At 73.5% G+C, this 24238-nt stretch carries 22 protein-coding genes; 12 read left to right on the top strand and 10 right to left on the bottom strand.

What is annotated here, in order from left to right:
* Window positions 1–20 precede the first annotated feature (20 nt).
* From DAI20_RS07255 to DAI20_RS07225, 7 genes are all read left to right on the top strand, one after another.
* Window positions 21–611: a D-glycero-alpha-D-manno-heptose-1,7-bisphosphate 7-phosphatase gene (locus DAI20_RS07255; protein ID WP_108249927.1), complete on the top strand. Its 591-nt coding sequence runs from the start codon at window positions 21–23 to the stop codon at window positions 609–611.
* The gene (locus DAI20_RS07250) at window positions 608–1768 is read left to right on the top strand and encodes a glycosyltransferase family 9 protein (RefSeq protein ID WP_108249926.1); all 1161 of its coding nucleotides are present in this window, start codon (window positions 608–610) and stop codon (window positions 1766–1768) included. Before DAI20_RS07255 ends, DAI20_RS07250 begins: the two co-directional genes overlap by 4 nt.
* On the top strand, window positions 1765–2787 hold the full coding sequence (locus DAI20_RS07245) for a glycosyltransferase (RefSeq protein WP_108249925.1): 1023 nt from the start codon (window positions 1765–1767) through the stop codon (window positions 2785–2787). The genes DAI20_RS07250 and DAI20_RS07245 overlap by 4 nt, the downstream gene beginning before the upstream one ends.
* The gene (locus tag DAI20_RS07240) at window positions 2784–4043 is read left to right on the top strand and encodes a glycosyltransferase (RefSeq protein WP_108249924.1); all 1260 of its coding nucleotides are present in this window, start codon (window positions 2784–2786) and stop codon (window positions 4041–4043) included. Before DAI20_RS07245 ends, DAI20_RS07240 begins: the two co-directional genes overlap by 4 nt.
* Window positions 4040–4687, top strand: a complete 648-nt coding sequence (locus DAI20_RS07235; protein ID WP_108249923.1) for a D-sedoheptulose-7-phosphate isomerase — start codon at window positions 4040–4042, stop codon at window positions 4685–4687. Before DAI20_RS07240 ends, DAI20_RS07235 begins: the two co-directional genes overlap by 4 nt.
* Complete coding sequence (locus DAI20_RS07230; protein ID WP_108249922.1) at window positions 4687–6054, top strand: PfkB family carbohydrate kinase; 1368 nt, start codon at window positions 4687–4689, stop codon at window positions 6052–6054. The genes DAI20_RS07235 and DAI20_RS07230 overlap by 1 nt, the downstream gene beginning before the upstream one ends.
* A gap of 106 nt (window positions 6055–6160) precedes the next feature.
* Entirely contained in the window at window positions 6161–6874 is a 714-nt protein-coding gene (locus DAI20_RS07225; protein WP_108249921.1) for an SDR family oxidoreductase, read from the top strand.
* Here DAI20_RS07225 and DAI20_RS07220 read toward each other — a convergent pair.
* Window positions 6840–8099 carry a glycosyltransferase family 9 protein gene (locus DAI20_RS07220; RefSeq protein ID WP_108249920.1) on the bottom strand — a complete coding sequence of 420 codons (1260 nt, stop codon included), beginning with the start codon at window positions 8097–8099 and terminating at the stop codon, window positions 6840–6842. The genes DAI20_RS07225 and DAI20_RS07220 overlap by 35 nt on opposite strands.
* Window positions 8100–8318: 219 nt before the next feature.
* Between DAI20_RS07220 and DAI20_RS07215 the strand changes: the two genes are divergently transcribed.
* Genes DAI20_RS07215 through DAI20_RS07205 form a run of 3 tightly spaced genes read left to right on the top strand, consistent with a single transcriptional unit; the run spans window position 8319 to window position 12195 of the window.
* The gene (locus DAI20_RS07215) at window positions 8319–9740 is read left to right on the top strand and encodes an aldehyde dehydrogenase family protein (protein ID WP_108249919.1); all 1422 of its coding nucleotides are present in this window, start codon (window positions 8319–8321) and stop codon (window positions 9738–9740) included.
* On the top strand, window positions 9737–11287 hold the full coding sequence (gene rfaE2, locus DAI20_RS07210; protein ID WP_205781383.1) for a D-glycero-beta-D-manno-heptose 1-phosphate adenylyltransferase: 1551 nt from the start codon (window positions 9737–9739) through the stop codon (window positions 11285–11287). Before DAI20_RS07215 ends, rfaE2 begins: the two co-directional genes overlap by 4 nt.
* Window positions 11284–12195: a glycosyltransferase family 2 protein gene (locus DAI20_RS07205; RefSeq protein ID WP_240605962.1), complete on the top strand. Its 912-nt coding sequence runs from the start codon at window positions 11284–11286 to the stop codon at window positions 12193–12195. The genes rfaE2 and DAI20_RS07205 overlap by 4 nt, the downstream gene beginning before the upstream one ends.
* Window positions 12196–12237: 42 nt before the next feature.
* On the opposite strand, the gene mnhG is transcribed toward DAI20_RS07205, so the two are convergent.
* The 6 genes from mnhG to DAI20_RS07175 are packed head-to-tail and all read right to left on the bottom strand — an operon-like array spanning window position 12238 to window position 18763.
* Window positions 12238–12666 (bottom strand): monovalent cation/H(+) antiporter subunit G, encoded by a 429-nt coding sequence (mnhG, locus tag DAI20_RS07200; RefSeq protein ID WP_108249918.1) that lies wholly within the window; start codon window positions 12664–12666, stop codon window positions 12238–12240.
* Window positions 12663–13022, bottom strand: coding sequence for an MrpF/PhaF family protein (locus DAI20_RS07195; RefSeq protein WP_108249917.1), 360 nt, complete (start codon window positions 13020–13022; stop codon window positions 12663–12665). The genes mnhG and DAI20_RS07195 overlap by 4 nt, the downstream gene beginning before the upstream one ends.
* Window positions 13019–13648: a Na+/H+ antiporter subunit E gene (locus tag DAI20_RS07190; RefSeq protein ID WP_108249916.1), complete on the bottom strand. Its 630-nt coding sequence runs from the start codon at window positions 13646–13648 to the stop codon at window positions 13019–13021. Before DAI20_RS07190 ends, DAI20_RS07195 begins: the two co-directional genes overlap by 4 nt.
* Complete coding sequence (locus DAI20_RS07185) at window positions 13645–15207, bottom strand: Na+/H+ antiporter subunit D (protein WP_108249915.1); 1563 nt, start codon at window positions 15205–15207, stop codon at window positions 13645–13647. Before DAI20_RS07185 ends, DAI20_RS07190 begins: the two co-directional genes overlap by 4 nt.
* Entirely contained in the window at window positions 15204–15740 is a 537-nt protein-coding gene (locus tag DAI20_RS07180) for a Na(+)/H(+) antiporter subunit C (protein ID WP_108249914.1), read from the bottom strand. Before DAI20_RS07180 ends, DAI20_RS07185 begins: the two co-directional genes overlap by 4 nt.
* Window positions 15737–18763, bottom strand: a complete 3027-nt coding sequence (locus DAI20_RS07175; RefSeq protein ID WP_108249913.1) for a Na+/H+ antiporter subunit A — start codon at window positions 18761–18763, stop codon at window positions 15737–15739. The genes DAI20_RS07180 and DAI20_RS07175 overlap by 4 nt, the downstream gene beginning before the upstream one ends.
* 186 nt (window positions 18764–18949) lie before the next feature.
* Here DAI20_RS07175 and DAI20_RS07170 point away from each other — a divergent pair, with 186 nt between their 5' ends.
* Window positions 18950–19144: a DUF2795 domain-containing protein gene (locus DAI20_RS07170; RefSeq protein ID WP_108249912.1), complete on the top strand. Its 195-nt coding sequence runs from the start codon at window positions 18950–18952 to the stop codon at window positions 19142–19144.
* Between the two features lie 92 nt (window positions 19145–19236).
* Here DAI20_RS07170 and otsB read toward each other — a convergent pair whose 3' ends face one another.
* Both otsB and DAI20_RS07160 read right to left on the bottom strand, forming a co-directional pair.
* Window positions 19237–20040: a trehalose-phosphatase gene (gene otsB / locus DAI20_RS07165; RefSeq protein ID WP_108249911.1), complete on the bottom strand. Its 804-nt coding sequence runs from the start codon at window positions 20038–20040 to the stop codon at window positions 19237–19239.
* Window positions 20037–21695: an alpha,alpha-trehalose-phosphate synthase (UDP-forming) gene (locus DAI20_RS07160; protein WP_438501982.1), complete on the bottom strand. Its 1659-nt coding sequence runs from the start codon at window positions 21693–21695 to the stop codon at window positions 20037–20039. The genes otsB and DAI20_RS07160 overlap by 4 nt, the downstream gene beginning before the upstream one ends.
* A gap of 303 nt (window positions 21696–21998) precedes the next feature.
* Here DAI20_RS07160 and DAI20_RS07155 point away from each other — a divergent pair, with 303 nt between their 5' ends.
* Complete coding sequence (locus tag DAI20_RS07155; RefSeq protein ID WP_108249910.1) at window positions 21999–22862, top strand: sugar phosphate isomerase/epimerase family protein; 864 nt, start codon at window positions 21999–22001, stop codon at window positions 22860–22862.
* Window positions 22863–22883: 21 nt separating this feature from the next.
* Here the strand turns inward: DAI20_RS07155 and DAI20_RS07150 are convergent, their stop codons facing one another.
* Window positions 22884–23897 carry a LacI family DNA-binding transcriptional regulator gene (locus tag DAI20_RS07150; RefSeq protein WP_240605960.1) on the bottom strand — a complete coding sequence of 338 codons (1014 nt, stop codon included), beginning with the start codon at window positions 23895–23897 and terminating at the stop codon, window positions 22884–22886.
* Between the last annotated feature and the right edge of the window lie 341 nt (window positions 23898–24238).

Here is a 24238-nt window from a genome sequence, read left to right as displayed (position 1 = left end):
CCCGGGGAACTGCTTCTTCCGTGCACCACCACGACTCCTCCCCCGCGCCGCGGGCCGTCCTGTTCGACCGGGACGGCACGCTCGTCGTCGACGTGCCGTACAACGGCGACCCGAGCCTCGTCGTCGCCATGCCGACGGCCCGCGAGACCGTGCAGGGGCTGCGCGACAAGGGTGTGCCCATCGGCGTCGTGAGCAATCAGTCCGGCATCGCCCGCGGCATCATCACGCGCGAGCAGGTGGACGCTGTCAACCGCGAGGTCGACCGCCTCCTCGGGCCCTTCGACGTCTGGTGCGTCTGCCCGCACGGGCCGGAGGACGACTGCCGGTGCCGGAAGCCGCGCCCCGGCATGGTGCAGGACGCCGCGGCCGCGCTCGGCGTCGACCCGACGACCGTCGCCGTCATCGGCGACATCGGCGCCGACATGGGCGCGGCGCGTGCCGCGGGAGCCCGCGGGGTGCTCGTGCCGACGGACGTCACCCTCCCGGAGGAGGTGCGGGACGCCGACCTCGTCGCCGCAGACCTCGCCGGCGCGGTCGGGCTGCTCTTCGCGGGTGCCGAGCGGCATGCGGTCGTGGCGGACGACGCCGCCCGGGATGGGGCCGCATCGTGACGCGCGTGCTCGTGGCGCGCCTGGACAGCGCGGGCGACGTGCTGCTCGCCGGCCCCGCGGTGCGAGCCGTCGCCGCGCATCCGGACGTGGACGAGGTCGTGATGCTGTGCGGCCCGCAGGGCGCCGCCGCGGCCGCCGCGCTCCCCGGCGTTGACCGCGTGCTCACCTGGGCCTGCCCGTGGATCTCCGACCCCGCTCCGGCCGTGACCGCGGAGCACCTCGCCGAGCTGGACGCGCTGCTCGGCGGCACCGGCGACGGCGGCACCGCCGGGGATGCGACCCCGGCCGCGCGACCGGACGTCGCGGTCATCCTGACCTCGTTCCACCAGTCCCCCCTCCCCCTCGCCCTGCTGCTGCGGCTCGCGATGGTGGAGCGGATCGTCGGCGCGTCCGTCGACTTCGCGGGGAGCCTGCTCGACGTGCGCCTGCGCCCCGGCGAGGACTTCCCCGAGGACCAGCCCGAGGTCGAGCGCGCCCTGACGATCGCCCGCGCCGCGGGCTTCGACCTGCCGGAGGGCGACGACGGCCGGCTCGCCGTGCTTCCAACGCCGGACGTCTCGGCCCTCGTCGGCGACGAGCCGTACGTCGTGGTGCACCCGGGCGCGGCCGTGCCCGCCCGGGCCTGGCCCGCGGACTCCGCCCGCGACCTGGTGCGGCTGCTCGTGGCCCGTGGTGACACGGTCGTGGTCACGGGGGGCCCCGGCGAGCGTGAGCTCACCGAGCACGTGGCCGACGGCATCGCCCTCGACCTCGGCGGCCGCACCGACCTGCCGACGCTGGCCGGCGTCCTCGAGCGCGCCACCGTGGTCGTCGCCGGGAACACCGGCCCCGCCCACCTGGCCGCCGCGGTGGGCACGCCGATCGTCAGCCTGTTCTCGCCGGTCGTCCCAGCGATCCGCTGGGCGCCCTACGGGGTGCCGATCGAGCTGCTCGGCGATCAGACCGAGCGGTGCGCGGGGTCGCGGGCACGGGTGTGTCCCGTGCCCGGGCACCCCTGCCTCGCGAACGTCAGCCCGGAGGAGGCGTTGGCCGCGTGCCTGAGGCTGACAGTCGCATCGCGGCACGCCGCACCGCGGCAGCCCGAGTCGCAGCCGGCGGTGCACGGACCCGAAGCGCCGCAATCCGACCGACGAGAGAGAAACGGGGTGCCCGCGTGAGGATCCTGGTCTGGCATGTGCACGGCGGCTGGATGGACGCGTTCGTGCAAGGGCGGCACGAGTACGTGGTGCCGACCACGGCGGAGAAGCTCGCCTCCCCCGAGGGGAACCTCCGCGGCTGGCCCGACTCGGTGCACGAGGTGGACGAGCGGAAGCTCCGCGACGAGCAGATCGACGTCGTCGTGCTGCAGCGCGTCGAGGAGATCGGTGACGCGGAGCGGCTGCTCGGCCGGCGCCTCGGCGTCGACGTGCCCGCCGTCTTCGTGGAGCACAACACCCCCAAGGAGGGCGTGCCGAACTCGGTGCACCCCCTCGCCGAGCGCAGCGACATCCCCATCGCCCACGTCACCCACTTCAACCGGCTGATCTGGGACACCGGCTCGGCGCCCACCGTCGTCATCGAACACGGCATCCCCGACCCCGGCGCCCTGTACACGGGATCGCAGCGCGAGCTCGGCGTCGTCATCAACGAGCCCGTGCGGCGCTGGCGCGTCACCGGCACCGACCTGCTCCCGCGGTTCGCCGCCGTGGGGCGGTTGCGGGCGTTCGGGATCGCGGCCGACCTGCTGCCCGAGGCGCTGTCCCTCGACGAGGACCGGCTCGTCTACGGCGGCGACCTGCCCACCCGCCGGCTGCACGCCAGCCTCGCGGACTGCCGGGTCTACGTGCACCCGCTCCGCTGGACCTCCCTGGGCCTGTCCCTGCTCGAGGCCATGCACCTCGCGATGCCCGTCGTCGCCCTCGCGACCACGGAGGCGTCGCGCGCGGTCCCGCCTGAGGCCGGCGCCATCTCCGCCGACGTCGACGAGCTCGTCCGGGCCGCCCGCCTGCTGCTCGACAACCCCGACGAGGCCCGCGCCCGCGGCCTGGTGGCCCGGGAGTTCGCCCGGGAGCACTACTCGCTCGCCACGTACCAGAACCGCTGGGACGAGCTGCTCGAGGACGCGGTCGAGACGCACGCCCGCCGCAACCGCACGCTCCTCGCACCGGCCGGCGCCACGACGGGATCCCTCGAATGAGGATCGCGATGGTGTCGGAGCACGCCAGTCCCCTCGCCGCCATCGGCGGGGTGGACGCCGGCGGCCAGAACGTGCACGTCGCCGCGCTGTCGAGCGCCCTCGGCCGCCAGGGCCACGAGGTGACCGTCTACACCCGCCGCGACGACCCGAGCCTGCCGGCGCGGGTGCCCCTCGCCCCCGGCGTCGAGGTCGTGCACCTGGACGCGGGACCGGCCGAGCGCGTTCCCAAGGACGCGCTCCTGCCGTTCCTGCCCGCCCTCGCCGACGGGCTCGTTGCCGACTGGGAGCGGGTCCGCCCGGACATCGTGCACGGCCACTTCTGGATGTCCGGCGTCGCGGCGCTGGACGCCGCCCGTCGCGTCGCGCCGCTCCGGCCGCTGCCCGTCGTGCAGACCTTCCACGCGCTCGGCGTCGTCAAGCGCCGCCACCAGGGCGCCGCGGACTCGAGCCCCGCCGAGCGGGAGCACCTCGAGCCGGAGGTGGGACGCACCGCGGACGGCGTGCTCGCCACCTGCACGGACGAGGCCCTCGAGCTCGTGGCCCTCGGCGTGCCCGGCGACTCGATCACCGTCGTCCCTTGCGGCGTCGACACCGGCCGCTTCCTGCCGGCGGGCCCGGCCGAGCCCAAGGGGCAGCCCCACCGCATCCTCTCGGTCGGCCGCCTGGTGCAGCGCAAGGGTGTGGACCTCGTCGTCACCGCAATGGCCCGCCTGGCCGACCTCGGCCGCACCGACGTCGAGCTCGTCGTCGTCGGCGGCTCCGGCGGGGTGAGCGACCTGCGCGACGACCCGGAGGTGCGGCGGCTGGAGGACCTCGCCCGGCAGCTCGGGGTTGCCGACCGCGTGCACATCCGCGGGCAGGTGGCGCAGGCCGAGCTGCCGCGCGTGCTGCGCTCGGCGGACGCCGTGGTCTGCGCACCCTGGTACGAGCCGTTCGGAATCGTGCCGCTCGAGGCAGCGGCCTGCGGCGTTCCCGCGGTGGTCAGCGCCGTCGGCGGTCTCACCGACAGCGTCGTGCACGGCGAGACCGGCCTGCACGTGCCGCCGAGGAACCCCGACGCCATCGCGGCGGCCCTCGCAACGCTGCTCGACGACGAGCCGCTGCGGCGGAGGCTGGGTGCCGCCGGGCGGGCGCGCATGGAGTCGCGGTACTCCTGGGACCGCGTGGCCGCCGACACCGCCGAGGCCTACCGACGAACCATCCGCAGGGCCACGCAGGGCGTGGGTGCCGGCACAACCGAGGGAGCGCTCCGATGACCGTCGACCAGATTTCGTCCCGGCCGGCCGGGGCGGCCGCCGGCCTCGTCGCGCCGTCCGTGGCCGACTCCCGCGTGGTCGAGGACCACGTGGCCGCCCTGTCCCCCGTGCTCGACGCGCTGCGCGGCGAGGCCGACCACCTGGCGGCGTGGGGCGCCGAGCTGGCAAGCCGGCTGAACGCCGGGAGCCGGCTGCTCGCGGCGGGCAACGGCGGATCCGCGGCCGAGGCCCAGCACCTGACGGCCGAGCTCGTCGGCCGGTTCGACGGCGAGCGCCGGGCGTTCTCGGCCATCGCGCTGAACGCCGAGACGTCGAGCATCACCGCCATCGGCAACGACTACGGCTTCGACGAGGTGTTCGCCCGTCAGGTGCGGGCGCACGCCCGTCCCGGCGACATCGTCGTGCTCCTGTCCACGAGCGGCCGCAGCCCGAACCTCCTTCTCGCGGCCCGGGCGGCCGCGGAGGTCGGGGCGACCACCTGGGCGCTCACCGGCCAGGGACCGAACCCGCTGACGGCGGAGTGCGACGACTTCATCGCCCTGCCCGGCCCGTCGGCGAGCGTGCAGGAGGCGCAGCTCATCGCCGTGCACGCCCTGTGCCGCGTGTTCGACCGGCAGATCTCGATCCTGGACGGGGTGTCCTGATGCGCATCGCAATCGTGGGAGACGTGCTGCTCGACGTCGATCTGCTCGGCAGCGCCGACCGGCTCAGCCCGGACGCGCCCGTGCCCGTCATCGACGTGCAGCAGACCGAGCGGCGGGCCGGCGGCGCGGGCCTCGTGGCGACCATGCTGGCCCGGGACGGGCACGACGTGACCCTCGTCACCGTGCTCTCCGACGACGACCGGTCGCGTGAGCTGCGCGAGGCCCTGCAGGGCGTGACTGTGGTCAGCGGGCCGAGCGGCGCTCCGACCCCGGTGAAGACGCGCGTCCGCGCCGCCGGGCAGTCGCTCGCCCGCATCGACGAGGGCTGCGCGGTCCCGCCGGTCCCCGAGGTGACGGACGAGATGCTCGCGGCCATCGGCAGCGCGGACGCCGTGGTGGTCGCCGACTACGGGCGCGGCCTCACCGAGAACGCGCGGCTACGCGAGGCGCTGAACGCCCGGGCCGCCGCGGCGCCGCTCGTCTGGGACCCGCACCCCCGCGGCTCCGAGCCGGTGTCCGGCGCGTGGGCGGTCACCCCCAACCTCGCCGAGGCGAGCCGGGCGACCGGCGCAGCGGTGTCCGACGTGCGCGGCGCCACGAGCGCCGCCGCGGAGCTCCGCGCCCGCTGGGGTTGCCGGGCCGTCGTGGTCACGCTGGGCTCGCGCGGCGCGCTGCTCGACGCGGCCGAGGGGTCCCACCTCCCGCTCGTCGTGCCCGCTCCCGAGGTGCGCACCTCCGATCCGTGCGGCGCGGGCGACCGGCTCGCCGCGTCGCTCGTCGTCGCGCTCGCGCGGGGTGAGGACATCGGTGACGCGCTCCGCGCGGCCGTGTCCGAGGCCGCCGCCTTCCTGGCCGCGGGCGGGGTGGCGTCGCTCGCCTCCCCCGACAACGCGACCGCCTTCCGCGGCGAGGCCGTCGAGGCGCTCCAGGTCGTGCACGACACCAGGCGCGCCGGCGGCACCGTCGTGGCGACCGGCGGCTGCTTCGACCTGCTGCACGCGGGGCACGCGCGCGCTCTCTCGGCCGCCCGCCAGCTCGGCGACTGCCTCATCGTGTGCCTCAACTCGAACGACTCCGTGCGCCGGCTCAAGGGTCCGTCCCGCCCGATCATGGACGAGGCCGACAGGGTCGACCTCCTGCTCGCGCTGGAGTGCGTGGATGCGGTGATCGTCTTCGAGGAGGACACGCCCGAGGCCGTCCTTCGGCGCATCCAGCCGGACCTCTGGGTCAAGGGCGGCGACTACGTCGCGGACGAGCTCCCGGAGGCGGCGCTGCTCGCCGAATGGGGCGGCGCCGCCGTGACAGTGCCGTACCACCCGGGCCGATCGACGACCAACCTCGCCTCGGCCCTCGCCAAGGTGGGCTGAGCCCCACCGGCGCACTCCTTTTACCGGCCATCCGGCCCTTCCGAGCCGCCGACACCGTCGGCGGCAAGCACCATCCCCACGCGCATCCGCGCAGGAAAGGACACCCATGCCCGCCCCCACCACCCGCCCACTCGGCCGCGTCCTCGTCACCGGCGGCGCTTCCGGTCTCGGTGCCGCCGTCGTCCAGGCCGTCCTCGACGGCGGCGGAACGCCGATCGTGCTCGACCGCAACATCTCCGGCCTCCCGTCGGACGGCAGCATCGAGGCGCGTCAGGTCGACGTGTCCGACACCCGCGCCGTCGAGCGCGTGGTGACCGAGGTCGCGGAGTCGCTCGGCGGACTCGACGCCGTGGTCACCGCTGCGGGCATCGACCGCTGCGGCCGACTCGAGGACGTCGCCGCCGAGGAGTGGGAGCGCGTCATCGGCGTCAACCTGCTCGGCACGGTCGCCGTCGTGCGCGCCGCCCTCCCGCACCTCAAGGAGTCGCACGGCCGCGTCGTCACGGTCGCGTCGTCACTCGCCATCAAGGCCGTCGCCGACGCGACCGCCTACTGCGCGTCGAAGTTCGGCGTCCTCGGCTTCTCCCGCGCCCTCGCGGCGGAGACGAAGGGCGAGATCGGCGTGACGACCCTCATCCCCTCGGGCATGAAGACGCACTTCTTCGACGACCGCGACGAGAAGTACAAGCCGCAGGACGACTCGCGCCTGAACGACCCGGCCGTCGTGGCGAACGCCGTGCTGTTCGTGCTCGGTCAGCCCGAGACGAGCGAGGTGCGCGAGATGGTCATCTGCCACGCAGAAGAAGACTCGTGGCCGTGAGTTCCGCCACGTCGTCGTAGACGGCGCCCGCGGGCACGTCGGCCACGAAGGAGTCGTCGTGCTCGCAGCGCTCCGCGCTCCACCCCACCTGGGTGCAGTCGACGCCGCAGACCGGGCAGTGGGTCGTCCAGGACAGGTGGGCCCGCTGCCGGGCGCGGCCGAGCGGCCCCGCGTTGACGACGTTGCCGAACCAGTAGATCCCCACGGTGGCCGCGCCAACCGCCTGTGCGAGGTGCCGGGGTCCGCTGTCGTTGCCGAGCAGCACGTCGGCGTGCGACACCAGGCCCACCAGCTCGCCGAGCGACAGCCGGCCCGCCAGGGACGTGATCCGGCCCGCGTCCGTCTCGCTCGCCGCCGCGCGGGCGAGACGGACGATCTCGGTCGCGTTCGCCTCGTCGCTCGCGTCCCCCACCACGATGACCTGTGCCCCGTCGGCCGCGAGGCGCGCGGCGACCTCCGCGAAGGATGCCGCCGGCCACCGCCGCCGCGGGTCCGTCGCGCCGGGGTGGATCAGCACGAGCCCGCGGGCGTCCCCGTCCACGTGCTGCACCGTGTCGGCGCGCTCGCGCTCGGTGGCGGTCAGCCGCGGTTCGAGCACCGCGGGCGCCACGCCGGCGAGACCGACGACCTCGAGCGCGCGCAGCATCTCGTGCTGGTAGTAGATGTACGTCATCGAGCGCTCCAGCGGGGCGGCGTCGGGCGTGCGCGTCCCCACCGTGTGGCGCGCGCCGAGGCGCAGCAGGAACGGGTTCGAGAAGCGTCCCCCGCCGTGCAGCTGCAGGGCGAGGTCGAAGCGCTCCGCCCGCATCCGCTCGACGAACCGCTCGACCTCCGCCTCGTCCTCGACCTGGCCCGGCGCGTCCCGCACGCCCTTCGCGATGGGCAGCACGACGACCTCGTCGACCGTGTTCGGCCTGTCCTTGAGCAGGGCCGCGTGCATCGGCGTGCCGAGCAGGGTGATGCGGGCGTTCGGGTAGGCGGCCCGCAGCGACTGGATCGCTCCCATCGCGAACAGGAGGTCGCCGAGACCGCCGCCGCGGAGGACGGCGATCCGCTCGATGCCGTCGAAGGGCTCGCCCAGCGGCCCGACGCTCAGGGGTCCGATGCCGAGCGCTCCGGCCCCGAGGGGACCGACGCCCTGCGGGGCGCGCCCCTGCACCGCGGCTTCCCCGGCGGCGATGTCCGCGGGGAGGCCGGTTCTCGCGTCGGTGGCGTCGAGCGTCATGGTTCTCTCCTCGTGAGGCTTCGTGCTGGCGGTCCTCCTCCCTTGCCCAGAAGCGGTCCCTGTGAAACATCTGATCGCGCGCACGTGCCGCGAGAGGGGTGACGGCGTCCTGAAGCACAGCGTGCAGAGGTGCGGCGTGTAGAAGTGCGGCGAAGTGGGTATCTGCCAAGGAGAAGCCGTCGGGCCCGCTTCCGCGGCCCGACCCCGCAAGGAGGATCCATGCCGGTGAACCAGACCGTCGTCCCGAACCACGAGGACGCCTCAGCCCGCCCGACCGAGGCGCCCGACACCACCCTGCGGATCACCGATCCCCGGGACGGCAGCCTCGTCGGCACGGTGCCGATGACGCCGGTGGACGAGCTCCCCGGCATCCTCGCCCGGTCGAGGAGCGCCGCCGCGTCGTGGTCGCGCACCGCCCCGGCCGAGCGGGGCGCGCTGCTGCGGGCCGCCGCGCACGCCGTCGCCGCGCACGCGGAGGAGCTCGCGGCGCTCAACGAGCGCGAGACGGGCAAGCTCTACGAGCAGTCGCTCGGCGGCGTCGGGGCGGGCGTCGACACGCTGCTGCAGTACGCCGAGCTCGGCCCGCTGCACCGCGGCAAGCAGCTGCGCGGCGGCTTCACGGCCGTCGACTACGCGGTGCCGGAGCCGCGCGGCGTCGTCGTGGCGCTCACGCCGTGGAACGACCCGATCGCCGTGGCCGCCGGCCTGCTCGGCGCCGCCCTCGTGTCCGGGAACACCGTCGTCTACAAGCCCAGCGAGAAGTGCCCGCACGTCGGCGCGCTCTTCGGCGAGATCCTGGCCGAGGCCCTCCCCGCGGACGTCCTCATCCCGGTGACCGGCGACGGCGCCGTCGGCGGCGCCCTGTCCGCCAGCACCGGCGTCGACGTGATCGCCCACGTCGGCTCGACCGCGAGCGGGCAGTCCATCGCCCGGGCCGCGGCCCTCACCGGCGCGCACGTGCTCCGCGAGAACGGCGGGAACGACGCCCTCGTCGTGGACGGCGACGTCGACCCGGTCTGGGCGGCGGGCCAGGCCGCCCTCGGCGCCTTCACGAACACCGGGCAGATCTGCACCTCCGTCGAGCGCATCTACGTGCACCGGGCGATCGCCGAGCCCTTCGTCGCCGCCCTCGTGGCCGAGGCGCGACAGCGAGCGGAGACGAGCGCCCTCGGCCCGATCGTCGACGAGGTCCAGCGCTCGGCCGTGCACGCCGCCGTCCAGGCGTCGATCAACGCGGGCGCCGTCGCCGAGATCGGCGGTGCCGTGCCCGACGGGCCGGGCACCTACTATCCCGCGACGGTGCTCACCTCCTGCACGGCCGACATGCCCGTCATGAGCGAGGAGACGTTCGGCCCGATCGCCCCGGTGATGGTCGTGGACAGCTTCGACGAGGGCCTGCGCCGGGCGGCTGAGGACCGGTACGGGCTCGCCGCGAGCGTGCTTACCCGGTCGCTCGAGAACGCCCACCGCGCGGCGGCCGAGCTGCCCGTCGGCACCGTCAAGGTGAACGCCGTCTTCGGCGGCGCGCCCGGCGGTGCCGCCCAGCCTCGCCGCGACAGCGGCTCCGGCTACGGGTACGGCCCGGAGCTCCTCGACGAGATGACGACGACCAAGGTCGTGCACATCGGGCTGCCCGGATGAGCGGCACGGACTCCGCCGCCCCGGCCGGCCTGGGTCTCGACGGCAGCGACGCGCTGACGGCGGACCTTCCCGCGCGCCTCCGCGCGCTCGCGCCCCGCGTCACGGTCGTCGGCGACCTGCTGCTCGACGGCTGGTGGAACGGGCACAGCGAGCGCATCACGCGCGAGGCGCCCGCCCCCGTTGTCGACGTCACCGAGAGGGTCTACGCCCCCGGCGGCGCCGCGAACACGGCCATGAACCTCGCCGCGCTCGGCGCCCGCGTGAGCCTCGTCGGCCTGGTCGGCCCGGACGAGTCCGGCGAGCGCGTGCTCGCGCTGCTGGAGGCCGGCGGCGTGGACGTGTCCCGGGTGCTCCGCGTCGACGGGATCGCCACGACGACCAAGATCCGCATCGTGAGCGACGACCAGGTGCTCGTCCGCGTCGACGAGGGCGGCGAAACGTGCCCCTCCCTCGACGACCTTGCCGCGCTCGCGCGGGCCGCGGTCGACGCGGCGGCCGGCGCCGACGCGCTCCTCCTCTGCGACTACGGCTACGGCGCCCTCCAGGGGCCGGTGCACGACGCCTTGCGCGCCCCCGAGATCCCCCGCCCGCCCCTCCTCGTCGTGGACGCGCACGACCCCGCGGCCTGGGCTTCGCTCGCGCCCGACCTCGTGACCCCGAACGCCCGCGAGGTCGCGCGACTCATCGGCGTCGACGCGCTGCCGTTGGCCGACCGCGCGGCCTTCGTCACGGAGCACGCCGCGGATGTCCTCCGCTCCTCCAGCGCCACGGCGGCCGTCGTGACGCTCGACCGGGACGGCACCGTGACGCTGCGCCCGGATGCCGGCCCGCACCGCACCAGCGCCCGGCCGGGACCCGAGGCCAAGGCGTCCGGCGCCGGCGACACGTTCGTCGCGACGCTCACGCTGGCCCGGGCCTGCGGCCTGCCCCTGGAGCTCAGCACGGAGCTCGCGCAGGCGGCCGCCGACGTCGTCGTTCAGCGCACGGGAACGTCGGTGTGCGGCACCCGGGATCTGGCGGAGCGGCTCGGCAGCCCCGTCGAGCCCGTGCTCGGGCACGACGAGCTCGGCGAGCGCCTGCGGGCCGACCGCGAGGCGGGCCGGCGCATCGTCTTCACCAACGGCTGCTTCGACGTGCTGCACCGCGGGCACACCACGTATCTCGCCCAGGCCGCGGAGCTCGGCGACGTGCTCGTCGTCGCGATCAACAGCGACGACTCCGTGCGGCGCCTGAAGGGGGTCGACCGCCCCGTGAACGTCGCCGAAGACCGCGCGAGCGTGCTCGGGGCCCTCGGCTGCGTCGACTACGTGACCGTCTTCGACACCGACACCCCGGTGCCGCTGCTCGAGCGCCTGCGCCCCGACGTCTACGTGAAGGGCGGCGACTACACGCCCGAGATGCTCGAGGAGGCCGCGGTGGTCACCTCGTTCGGCGGCCAGGTGCGGATGCTCGGCTACGTCCCCTCCCAGTCCACGACGTCGATGGTGAACCGCATCCGCGGCAACTCGCCCGCCCTGGAGACGACCCCGCCGCTGGACCGGTCGTGACCGGAGGACGTGAGACCGAAGACATCGGAACCGGCGGCAGCCGTCGCTGGTCGGGCGAGTGGGCGAGCGGCGAGCCCGCCCCGGCCGCCCGGGTCGACGTCCTGATCCCCACGTTCAACCGGCGCGCCGAGCTCGCGGTCACGCTCGCGGGCCTCGCCGCCCAGGACGACCCGGCCTTCCGGGTCGTGGTGAGCGACCAGTCCGACGACGCCGGCGGCGCGTTCGCGGAGCCCGCCGTGCAGGCGATGGTGCGCGTGCTCCGCGCCCAGGGCCGTGAGGTCGTCGAGCTGCGGCACCGGCCGCGGCGCGGCCTCGCCGAGCACCGGCAGTTCCTGCTGGGTCAGGCCTCGGCGGAGTACGTGCTCTTCCTGGACGACGACGTGTGGCTGGAGCCCGGCACCCTCGGCCGCATGACGCACGCGCTGGACACCCTCGGCTGCGGGTTCGTGGGCTCCGCGGTGCAGGGGCTCAGCTACCTTGCCGACGACCGGCCGCACGAGCGCGAGGCCTTCGAGGTGTGGACCGGGGCGGTGCTGCCCGAGCGGGTGCGCCGCGACGCCCCGGGGTTCGAGCGGTGGCGCCTGCACAACGCCGCGAACCTCGCGCACCAGGCGGCCGAGCTGGACGTCGAGCGCGGCGGCTGGGTGCCCTACCGGGTCGCCTGGATCGGCGCGTGCGTGCTCTATCGCAGGGAGGCCCTGCTCGCCTCGGGCGGCTTCGACTTCTGGGCCGACCTTCCCGCCGACCACTCGGGCGAGGACGTCGCGGCCCAGTGGCGCATCATGGAGCGCTTCGGCGGCGCGGGCATCGTGCCGAGCGGCGCGGTGCACCTGGAGGCGCCGACCACCCTGCCCGTGCGCGAGGTCGACGCGCACGACGTGCTCTGGCCGCAGGCGCCGGCCCGGTAGCGACTCGCGCGTCGGCACTGCAACGCGAACCGGGCCGAGGCGCTAGGGCCGCCAGTCGCTGGTGTCCTCGTCGGTCACGAGGCCGGGCAGGTCCGGCTCGGTGTCGTGGCGCGCCGCGTCGGCGTGCGCCTTGTCGATGGCGTCCGCGAGCTCGTCCCGGATCAGCAGGTCGCGGCGCAGGTGCCGGGTGCGGTAGCCCGCCCGGCCGACCATGTGCGCGGAGATCGGCGCCGTGAGCATCTGGAACGCGAGGATCGGCACGAGCGCGGCGACCGTCGCGCCGTTCTCCGCCTGCAGTCCCAGCGCGACGAGCGCGCAGACCAGGCCGAGGATCTGCGGCTTGGTCGCGGCGTGCATGCGCGACAGCGGATCCGGGAACCGCACGATGCCGACGCCCGCGGCGAGGGACAGCAGCGCCGCGGCGAACAGGAACAGGACGCTGCCGAGGTCGAGCAGCTCCGCGGCGCTCATCGGGCGGCCGTCCCGCTCGTCGTGTCGTCCCGTGCCGCATCGGCACCGGCCGCGGTGCCGGCCGCGTCGCCCTCGGCCCGCGGGCCGCCGGGGCGGTCCTGCTGGGTGACGTAGCGGGCGACGCCGACCGTCGCGAGGAAGGCGGTCATGGCGAGCACGAGGAGCACGGGCAGGGTGCGGGTGTGCTCGTGCTGCACCATCTCGGCCGCGAGCGCGCAGATGAGGGTGGCGACGAGCATGTCGGTCGCGATCATGCGGTCGAGGATGGAGGGCCCGCGCACGATGCGGAAGACGGCGAGCACGACGGCGGCGAAGAAGATCACCCCGACGACGACGAAGGCGGCCTGCAGCATCATCTGCCCTCCCGTGCATCCTCGTACCGCCGCTGGCGGGCGCTCAGCCGCAACGGCGGTCGTCCGGCGGCCCGACGCTCGCGGTTGATCATCCACACGTCGTGCTCGGAGCCGAGCGTGCGGACGATGCGCTCTTCGACCACGAGCACCGAGTGCCGTACCCGCTCGATGGCAGCGTCGTCCGGTGTTCCGAGCGCATGCACGTAGAGCAGCGAGCGCTCCCGGTCGACCTCGACCACGAGGGAACCGGGCACGAGCGAGATGGCCTCGGCGGTCAGGGTCATGATGAGGTCGCTCCTGGTGTGCAGCTGCACGGCGAGCACGGAGTTGACCGGAACGCCGCGCGGATCGACCGCCTGCCACGCGACGAGCACGGACGCGCGCACGAGGTCGACCGCGAAGTGCCAGGCGAAGGCGAGCCCCCAGTAGACGCTGAAGCGGCCGGACAGGTCGACGGGCGGCAGGTAGAACAGGCGGGTCACGACGAGCGCGACGATGACCCCGGTGAGCACGCTGATGACCGTGATGTGCCCCCAGAGCAGCAGCCACAGAACGACGAGCCAGACGAGCAGGGGCAGCTGGAGCAGGAAGCCCTGCCAGCGGCCGATCTCGGTGATCCGCCCGCTCACGGCGTGCCATCCGGGAACACGGTCTCGACGTAGCCGTCGCCGCCGCGGAGGCTCTCGCCCGCGCGCGACGAGAACGCGTACAGCGGACCGGCGAACACGGTGAGCGCGATGCTCACCACGACCATGCCGCCGGTCGCCCACGTCATGAGGGAGGGCAGGGTGCGGGACCGGGTGACCGTCGCGGTGCCGCCGGGGCGCTCCTCGACGTGGTCGAGCAGCGGCGAGCTGTAGTCCTTGACCTCCTCCTTGCCGCGCCAGAACGCCATGTTCCAGACCCGGGCGAGCGCGTAGAGGGTCAGCAGGGAGGTGACGGCGCCCACGGCGATCACGACCCAGACGAGCGGCGTGCCGACGTCGGCGCCCGCGAGGAAGACGGCCGTCTTGCCGATGAAGCCGGAGAACGGCGGGATGCCGCCGAGGTTCATGGCCGGGAGGAAGAAGAGCACCCCGAGCACGGGCGAGGCCTTGAGCAGGCCGCCGACCCGGTTGATCGAGGCGCTGCCGCCCTGCCGTTCGATGAGCCCCGAGGCGAGGAACAGGGTCGTCTGGGCCACGATGTGGTGCGCGACGTAGTAGATCGTCGCCGTCATGCCGGCCACGGTGTTGAGGGCGATGCCGAAGATCATGTAGCCGATGTGGCTGACGAGGGTGAACGACAGGAGGCGCTTGATGTCGGCCTGCGCCACCGCGCCGAGGATGCCGACGAGCAGCGTGAGGCCCGCGATGACGAGCAGCGGGATCGACAGCTCATCGCCCGGGAACAGCGCCGTCTCGGTGCGCAGGATCGCGTAGACGCCGACCTTCGTCAACAGGCCGGCGAACACCGCGGTGACGGGGGCGGGCGCGGTCGGGTAGGAGTCCGGCAGCCAGAACGACAGCGGGAAGATGGCCGCCTTGATGCCGAACGCGACGAGCAGCATGATGTGCAGGATCAGCTGCACCTCCGCCGGCAGCTCGCGCAGGCGCTCCGACATCTGGGCGATGTTCACCGTGCCCGTCGCGCCGTAGATCATGGCGATGGCGGCGAGGAACAGCAGCGACGAGACCAGGCTGACGACGATGTAGGTGACGCCGGCGCGGATCCGCTCCTCGGTGCCGCTCAGCGTGAGCAGCACGTACGACGCGACGAGCAGGATCTCGAAGCCGACGTAGAGGTTGAAGAGGTCGCCCGCGATGAACGCGTTGAACACCCCGGCGGCCAGGATCAGGTACGTCGGGTTGTAGATGGAGACGGGCGTCTCGGTGTCGCCGTCCGCCATGCCCTGGCCGACGGAGAACACGAGGACCGCGAGCAGCACGATCGACGAGATGAGGAGCATGAGCGCGCTCAGCCGGTCGAGCACGAGCACGATGCCGAAGGGGGCGGGCCAGCCGCCGACCTCGACCGCCTGACCGCCCGCGGCGTCGACGTGCACGAAGAGCAGGGCGCTCAGCACGACGACGACGGCGAGCGCCACGATCGACGCGAGCACCTGGAGCCGGGGCCGCCTGGCCGCGACCAGCGCCACCGCCGCCCCGATGAGCGGCACGATCACGACGAGGGGAAGCAGGGCGGTCACGAGTCGGTTCCCCTCGTCCGGCCGCGACGGAACTCGCGGTCGTCGTCGTCGTCTGCGGAGTCGTCGATGGCGGTCTCCAGGTCCCTGCGGTTGTCCGCCTCCTGCAGCAAGCCCACCCTCGTGCGCTCGGCGAACTCGGTGTCCTCGTCCGGCACGCTCGGCTCCTCGCCCGACGCCCCGCCCGAGCGGACCGCGACGTCGGCGAGGTCGTCCTGCACGCGGTCGGCGTTCGCGATGCGCCACGAGCGGTAGATGAGCGCCATGAGGAACGCGGAGACGCCGAAGGTGATGACGATGGCGGTGAGGATCAGCGCCTGCGGCAGCGGATCGGCGTAATCCTCCGCCGGGATGCCCTCCTCGTAGAACGGCGCGAGGCCCCGGCGACCGGCCATGACCAGGATCAGGATGTTGGTCGCGTTGCCCACGAGCAGGAACCCGATGAGCACGCGCGTCATGCTGCGCTCGAGCAGGAGGTACACCCCGGAGGCGTAGAGCACGGCCATCACGGCGATGAGGACGAGGGTCGCGCTCATGGTCGCGCCTCGTCCACGAGGGCCGTCGGCGCGGGCGCGGGGTCGGGGAGCTCGCCATCGCCCTCCTGGGCGAGCCGGCTGTCCTCCTCCTCCTGGCGGTCGACCTCCGCGCCGAGGCTGCGCAGCACGTCGAGGGTCAGGCCGACGACGACGAGGTAGACGCCGACGTCGAACAGCGTGGACGTCACGAACTCGACGTGGCCGAGCACGGGCACCTGCACGTCGAACCAGGTCGAGGTCAGCGGATCGGCACCGAACAGCAGCGGTACCCCCGCCGCGCCGACCGTGAACGCCAGGCCGGCGCCGAGCAGGCGGCCCGCGTCGATGGGGGCCGCGATGCCGAGCTCGTACCGGCCGCCCGCGAGGTACCGCGCGACGAGCGCGAGACCCGCGACGAGGCCGCCGGCGAACCCACCGCCCGGCGCGTTGTGTCCCGCGAACAGCAGGTAGACCGACACCACGATGAGCGAGTGGAAGAGCAGCCGCACCACGACCTCGAGGAGGATGGAGCGGTTCTGGGGCGCGAGCGTGCGGCCGGCGAGCAGCCAGGGCAGCCGGTCGCTCGCGCCGTCGTCGCGCACCACCCGGTCGAGCGGAACGGTGGGTCCGTCGTCGCCCGCCCGCACCTTCGGCGTGCCGCTGTGCGGCGCCAGGCCGCCGAGCAGGCCGCGGCGTCGGGGCGGGGTCACCAGGCGGGGAAGGGTGTCCGTGCGCTTGTTCAGGAAGATCAGGCTGGCGACGCCGGTCGCCGCGACGATGAGCACCGCGATCTCGCCCATGGTGTCCCAGCCCCGGAGATCGACGAGGGTCACGTTCACGGTGTTCACGCCGTGCCCGCCCTCGTAGGCCATCCTCGGCATCTCGAGCGAGATGGGCAGGGCCTCCCTGGCGCCCAGCGACACGACGGCGATCAGCGACATGACGGCGCCGACCGCGACGCCGATGGCCGCGCGCACGCCGCGGCGCACGGACTCGTGCTTCTCGCCGAGCCGCACGGGGAGGCGGCGCAGCACGAGCACGAACGCGATGAGCGTCACGGTCTCGATGAGCACCTGGGTGAGGGCGAGGTCGGGCGCGCCCTGCACGGCGAACAGGGCGGCCATGCCGTAGCCGGTCACGCCGACGAGCACGACGGCCTGGAAGCGCTTGTTCGCCAGTGCCGCGGCCACGGCGGCGACGGCCATCAGGACCGCGATGCCGAGCTGGCTCGGCGAGTCCCAGAGCACGACCGGGGTGTCGGGCCACGTCGTGGTCCGCAGCAGCGCGACGCCGGTCGAGCCGACGAAGACGAGGAGGATGACGCCGAGGTAGACGGGGAGGGATCCGCGCTGCGTCGCCGCGGTCGTGCGGGCGGCGCCGCGGTCGATCCAGCGCATGACGGCCCAGTAGGTGCGCCCGGCGTCGATGGCCGCGGGGATCCGCGACTGCGCCCGGTAGACGGTGACGCGGCCGAGGAACAGGAGCACGCCGAGGAGCAGGGTGAGCGCCGAGATCCCGAGGGCGGGCTCGAAGCCGTGCCAGAGGGCCAGGTGGTAGGGCTCGGGGGATGCGCCGACCGCCGCGTCCGCGCTGAACGCGGGAAGGGTGTCCGCGTATCCCTCGAGCCAGCCGCCGACGGGCCCAGAGGCGAGACCGAGGCCCAGGCCGGCCAGGGCGAGGATGCCGGGCGGTCCAAGGAAGTCCGGCCGGTCCCGGCCGAACTGGACCTGCTCGACGTCCGGCTTGTCGGCGAAGGCGCCCCAGAGGAAGCGCGCGGTGTACGCGACGGTGAACACCGAGCCGAGCGCCGCACCCACGAGCGCGAGCCAGCCGAGCGGCGCGCCCGCGGTGGCGTCGGTCAGGAGCGCCGTGAACACGGCCTCCTTCGCGGCGAAGCCGAACAGCGGGGGCAGGCCCACCATGGACGCGCCGGCGAGCGCCGCGATCGTCGCGAGCACGGGCGCCCGGCGCCCCAGCCCGCTGATCTTGCGCAGGTCCCGGGTGCCGGCACGGGAGTCGATGATGCCGACGACGAGGAACAGCGTCGCCTTGAACAGGGCGTGCGCGAGCAGCAGGGCGGCGCCCGCGAGCGCGGCATCGCGGGTGCCGTAGCCTACGACGATCGTGAGGAAGCCGAGCTGGCTCACCGTGCCGTAGGCGAGCACGAGCTTCAGGTCGAACTGCTTGAGCGCGCGCCAGCCGCCGACCAGCATCGTGAGCACGCCGATGCCGACGAGCAGGGGGCGCCACAGGCCCTCGTCGGCGAACGCCGGGGCGAGGCGGGCGATGAGGTAGATGCCCGCCTTCACCATGGCCGCGGCGTGCAGGTACGCGCTCACCGGGGTCGGGGCGGCCATCGCGGCGGGCAGCCAGAAGTGGAACGGCACGAGGGCGGACTTGGACAGCGCGCCCAGGAGCACGAGCACGACGGCGGTGGTCGCGAACGCGCCGGTCGGCGGGTTCGCGATGAGGGCCGACAGGCTGCTCGTACCGGCGTACGCGGCGAGCATGACGAGGCCGACCAGCATGGCGAGGCCGCCCGCCGTCGTGACGAGCAGGGCCTGGAGCGCGGCGCCCCTGCTGGCCGACTTGCCCGTGTAGTGGCCGATCAGCAGGTAGGAGAAGACGCTCGTCGCCTCCCAGAAGACGTAGAGCACGAAGACGTCGTCGGCGAGCACGAGGCCGTACATGACGCCGGCGAAGGCGAGCAGCTCCGCCGCGAACCGGCCGAGCCCCTCCTCACCGCGCCCGAAGTAGCGGCCGCAGTAGAGCAGGACGAGGGCGCCAACGCCCGTGACGAGCAGCGTGAGCAGCCAGGACAGCACGTCCATGCGCAGGTCGAGCGCGATGCCGAGGTCGGGGATCCAGGGCAGGGTCTCCCGGGGCTCGCCCCCGTCGAGGACCTCGGGTGCCAGCGCGATGGTGTGCACGAACGCGACGGCGGGAACGACGGCCGCGAGGGGAAAGATCCAGAGCCCGAGCCGCCGGGCGACGAACGGCAGCAGCACGGCCATCGCGCCGAACGCGGCCAGGAGAACGAGCATCTGTTCTCCTCACGCGTCAGCCTGTCCCCCGATTGTACCGGGGGTGCTCCGGGACGAATCCTGAGTGCGGGCCGAGTGCCGCCGCCGAGTCCCCCGGCACCGTTGCATCGAGGGGCGGGGAGGCGTTGCCTAGGAGGAGCGCCCGGCCGGAACCGGTCCGGTGCCCGAATCGACGGAAGGCAGGACATGACCGACACTCCTAACCCCATTCAGGTGCAGAAGTTCCTCGGCGGGATCGACTACCCGGCCTCGAAGGACACCATCGTCTCGACCGCGGAGGGCAACGGCGCCGACGAGAACGTGCTGACCGCCCTCAAGAACATCCCGGACCAGGAGTACGACGCGCCCACCGCCGTGAGCGCCGCCATCTCCGAGTCCTAGGCCGACTCCGGCGACGTGCCGGGCTCCCCGGACGGGCCGACCGGCTCGGTCCGGGGAGTCCGGGCGCGTCGCGCGCCGGTCGGATCCGGGGCTCAGGCGGTCGGGTGCTCGTGGTCGGCGCGCAGTCGAGCGAGCTCGGCGAGCACGCGTGCGACCCCCGCTGGACCGGCGACCCGGTGGGCCGCCGCGGTCTCACCGGCGCCGCTCTTCAGTCCGAAGTCCCCCGCGCCCAGCGCGAGGAAGGCGTCCTCGTCGGTCACGTCGTCGCCGGCGTAGAAGACCGCCGTCGCCTTCGTGTACTGGCGCAGGTGCTCGACGGCCTCGCCCTTTGTGTTGGACCGTACCGAGAACTCGAGCACGTCCTTGCCGCTGCGCACCTTCACGTCCTCGACCTCCGCGCGCGCCTCCTGCAGCGCCACGAGGTGGGCGATGCGGCTGTTCCGCTCGGTCGCGAGGCGGGTGTGCAGCGCGAAGCCGGCCGGCTTCTGTTCGATCCAGACGTCGTCGACGGCGTCCGCCACCTGATCGAGCACGTCGGAGAGCACGTCCCGCTGTACGAGCTCGTGGGGTTCGAGCGTCAGCTCGGTGTCCGGCGAGTCCAGCCGGATCTCCACCCCGTGCGAGCCGATGAGCAGCACCTCGTCCGGCAGGTCGGCGACGTGCTCGAGGCTGTCCAGGGCCCGCCCCGACACGAGCGCGACCCGGGTGTGCGGCAGCCCGAGCAGCGCGAGCACGGCCGCGCGGGCCTCGGGCACGGCTCTCGCCTGCTCCGGGTCGTCCACCGGCGGGGCGAGCGTCCCGTCGAAGTCGAGCGCGACGAGGAGCCGCGGGGTGCGGGCGATCTGGGCGAGCGCGTCGAGGGACGGCTGCGGCAGGTCGGTCCGTGCGTCGGTCACGCTCGGGGACTCTCCTGCTCATCGCCCGCGAGGTCGTCCGCGGGGTCACCCACGAGGTCGTCCACGGGGATCAGCTCCGCCTCGCCGGGATCGACGGCGGCGTCCGGCACCGCGTGGGCGCCCGCTCCGGCGCCCGCGTCGATGTCGATCGCATCCGCGGTGCCCGTTCCCGCACCGGCAGCGGCCCCGGTCTCCGCGGCGAGCGCGTCGGCCCGGTCGTGCGTGCGGCGCAGCTCCTCGAGGAACGAGTCGGACCAGCGGGCGACGTCGTACTCGAACACGCGCTTGCGCATGGCGCGCATGCGCTTCTGCCGCTCGCGGCGCGGCATGGTCGCCGCGCGCACCATCGCGTCCTTGAGCCCGTCGATGTCGTGCGGGTTCACGAGCAGGGCCGTGCGGAGCTCGTCCGCCGCGCCCGCGAACTCGCTGAGCACGAGCACGCCGTCGTCGTCCGTGCGGGTCGCGACGTACTCCTTCGCGACCAGGTTCATGCCGTCCCGCAGCGCGGTGACGAGCATGACGTCCGCCGCGAGGCACAGGGCGACCATCTCCTCGCGGGGATAGCCGTGGTGCAGGTAGTTGACTGCGGAGTGGCTGATCGAGCCGAAGTCTCCGTTGATGCGCCCGACCGTGAGCTCGATCTCGTCGCGCAGGTGCCGGTAGGTCTCGACGCGCTCGCGGCTGGGGCTCGCCACCTGCACGAGCGTCGTGTCCTCGACGGTCAGCCTGCCGTCCGCCAGCAGCTCGCCGAACGCCTTCAGCCGGTGTCCGATGCCCTTCGTGTAGTCGAGCCGGTCGACGCCGAGCATGACCGTCTTCGGGCTGCCCAGGTCGCGGCGGATCTGGGCCGCGCGCTCGATGATGGCCGGGTCCTTCGCGAGGTTCTCGTAGCTGCGGGCGTCGATCGAGATGGGGAAGTGCTTCGCCACGACGGTGCGGGTCGGCGATCCGCGCCCCACCCGCCCGCGCTTCGTGCCGGGCACCCGCAGCGGCTTGTCCTCCTCGAGCGGCACGTCGACGAGGGCGCCGCGGGTCACGTAGCCGAAGAGCCGACGCACGGCGCGGGTGAAGTTGCCGGCGTCCGCGGCGCGCTGGAAGCCGATCACGTCGGCGCCGAGCAGGCCCTCCACGATCTGGGTGCGCCAGGGCAGCTGGGCGTAGATGCCGTAGGGCGGGAAGGGGATGTGGTTGAAGAAGCCGATCGTCAGGTCGGGGCGCAGCTCGCGCAGCATCTTCGGCACGAGCTGGAGCTGGTAGTCCTGCACCCAGACGGTGGCGCCGGGGGCCGCCGCCTTCGCCCCGGCCTCCGCGAAACGCTGGTTGACCTCGACGTAGGTCTCCCACCACTCGCGGTGGTAGGTGGGCTGCGCGATCACGTCGTGGTACAGCGGCCAGAGCGTGTCGTTCGAGAAGCCCTCGTAGTAGTTCTCGAGGTCCTCGGCGCTGAGGTCGATGGGGATGATCCAGATGCCGTCGCTGAAGAACGGGTCGAGCGGGTGGTCCGCGACGCCCGGCCAGCCGATCCAGGCGCCCTCGTTGGCGCGCATGATCGGTTCCAGGGCGGTGACCAGGCCGCCGGGCGAGTGGGTCCAGGAGGCGGTCCCGTCGCTGTGCAGCACCCGGTCGACGGGGAGCCGGTTGGACAGCACGACCAGCGAGAACTCGCCGTCCTGGGGGTCGTTCTTTCCGTTTTCGGTGGGGGAAGAGATGGTTTTTCCGATCCGGGTCCAGCCGCGGCAGGCGGAACCCTGTGAGCCGCCGCCAACGCTACCAGCAGCCCGTTCCGGACGCCCGGGACCGCCTCCCGGGCCGCCCTCCAAGCCGCCCTCGGCACGACCCGCGGGGCCGCCCTCGGCGTAGCCCGGCCACCGCCCGTTTCCTCAATCGCCGCCTGTCCGTTGCCTGCACGATGTGCACGCCGATCCTGGCCGCGCGGAGAGGCAGAGTACGTTGATCGCATGATCCGCGTCGGCATGAGCACCACCTGCGTGTACCCGCAACCCGTCGAGAACGCCTTCATCATGGCGAAGAACGCCGGCTACGACGGCATGGAGATCATGGTCACGAACGACCTCGTCACGCAGGACGCCGGCGCCCTCCGCGCCCTGGCCGAGCGCTACGAGCTGCCGATCCTGTCGATCCACGCGCCGGTGCTTCTGCTCACCCACTTCGTGTGGGGCCGTGACCCGCAGGTCAAGCTCGAGAAGTCGGCGGAGCTCGCCCGATCCGTCGGGGCGCCGACCGTCGTCGTGCACCCGCCGTTCCGCTGGCAAGCCGGCTACGCCGAGAACTTCCTCGCCATCGTGCGGAACACGAGCCACAGCTACGGCGTGGAGATCGCCGTCGAGAACATGTTCCCGTGGAAGGTCGCGGGCCGCAGCATGAAGGCGTACGCGCCCGGCTGGGACCCGACCGAAATGGACTGCGACGCCACGACGCTGGACTTCTCGCACAGCGCGCTCTCCGGCCGCGACTCTCTGCAGATGGCCATGGCCATGGGCGACCGGCTGCGCCACGTGCACCTCTGCGACGGCTCGGGCTCGATGGACGAGGGCAAGGTGTTCGACGAGCACCTCCTGCCCGGCCGCGGCAGCCAGCCCGTCGCCGAGACCCTGCTCTACCTGGCCGGCGAGGACTGGGACGGCTCGGTCGTGGCCGAGATCAACACGCGCAAGGCGAAGAACGAGGACGAGCGCCTCGTGATGCTGCGCCAGGCCCTGGACTACGCCCGCGGCCACACCCGCCTCGAGTCCAAGCCGAAGGCGGCGACGCCCAGCCGCTCCCGCCGCATCGTCACCGCCCTGCGCCCCGGGAAGCGCTGACCGCCTCACAGACGCGGGGAGTCAGCGGCGCGGCGGCGCCGTCGAGCTGCCCTCGTGGAAGGCGCACATCACGAGGGTGTGATTGCCCCTCTCCTCGCGACCCTCGAGGCGGTCGACCAGGGCCTCGACGCCCATCCTGCCGAGCTCGTCCGCCGGGGAGACCATCAGGGTCAGGGCGGGATCCGCGATGGCGGCGATGTCGGGTGAGGACCCGACGGACAGGATCGACATGTCCCCCGGCACCGAGACGCCGAGGTGCCGCAGTCCGTTCAGCAGCCCGAACGCGGCGTTCTCGTTCAGCACCATGACGGCGGTCGTCTCCGGGGCTCGCGCGTACAGCTCGTCCGCGGCGAGCCGACCGGCCTGGGGGGTCTCGCCGCATTCCAGCATCACGGGGTCCAGGCCGCGCCTGCCCATCTCGACCAGGTACGTGGCGCGGGTGCGCTCCGTCGGACCGAAGTGCGGCACCGCGGAGTCCCCGTCGCTCGTGAGCAGGGCGATGCGGCGGTGGCCGAGCCCGGTGAGGTAGTCGAGCGCCGCGACGGTCGTGTTCTCCGAGTCGATGTCGACGAACGTCAGGCCGCTCGGGTCGCGGGTCCTGCCGATCATGGCGAACGGCGTCCCCGTCTCGACCAGCCGGTCGACGCGGGGATCGTCGAGCTGCACCTGCATCAGGAGCACGCCGTCGACGAGCCCGCCCGAGGTGAGCTGGGTGACCTGCTCGGCGTCGTTGCTGACCGGCCAGAGCACGAGCGTGTAGCCCAGGTCCCCCGCGGTCTTGGCCGCGCTCGTGAAGAACTTGACCGCCGTGCCGCTCAGCCGCTGCTGCAGGGCCGGGTAGAGCAGGGCGATCACGCGGGTGCGCCGGCTGGCCAGCGCGCGGGCCACCATGTTCCGGCGGAAGCCCAGCTCCTCCATCGCCTGCTCGACCCGGGCCCGCGTCGCGGGCGACACCGTCTTGCTGTTGTTCACCGTGAAGGAGACCGTGGCGATCGACACGTCCGCGCGCCTCGCCACGTCCCGCATGGTCACCATGGCCCCTCCATCCGTCGACCGTACCGCGTGCCGACGCCGGACGATCGGGCGACGGCGACCGAGGCCAGTAAAGCGGTTAACTTTTTTGTTGACAAGGCTCCTGAGGAACGCGCAGACTCGTGCCACAGCACTCCGGGACGCCGCCACTGGCCCGGCGGGTCACCACCTCACCGGCGCCGTCCACGCATGTGGTCGCGGTTCTTCCCGCCGTGATCAGGCCGGCCCGGCGCGAGCCACCCGGCGAAACGAAAGCGGCGACCGCCGTTCTCCCGCAACACCCGCCGTCTCCGTCGACGCGCGGGCGACGCGGCCAGTACCGATTGTGCAATCACGAGGCAAAG

Source organism: Planctomonas deserti (assembly GCF_003067705.1).
GTDB lineage: Bacteria > Actinomycetota > Actinomycetes > Actinomycetales > Microbacteriaceae > Planctomonas > Planctomonas deserti.
This window is presented reverse-complemented; position numbering and strand designations above follow the sequence as displayed.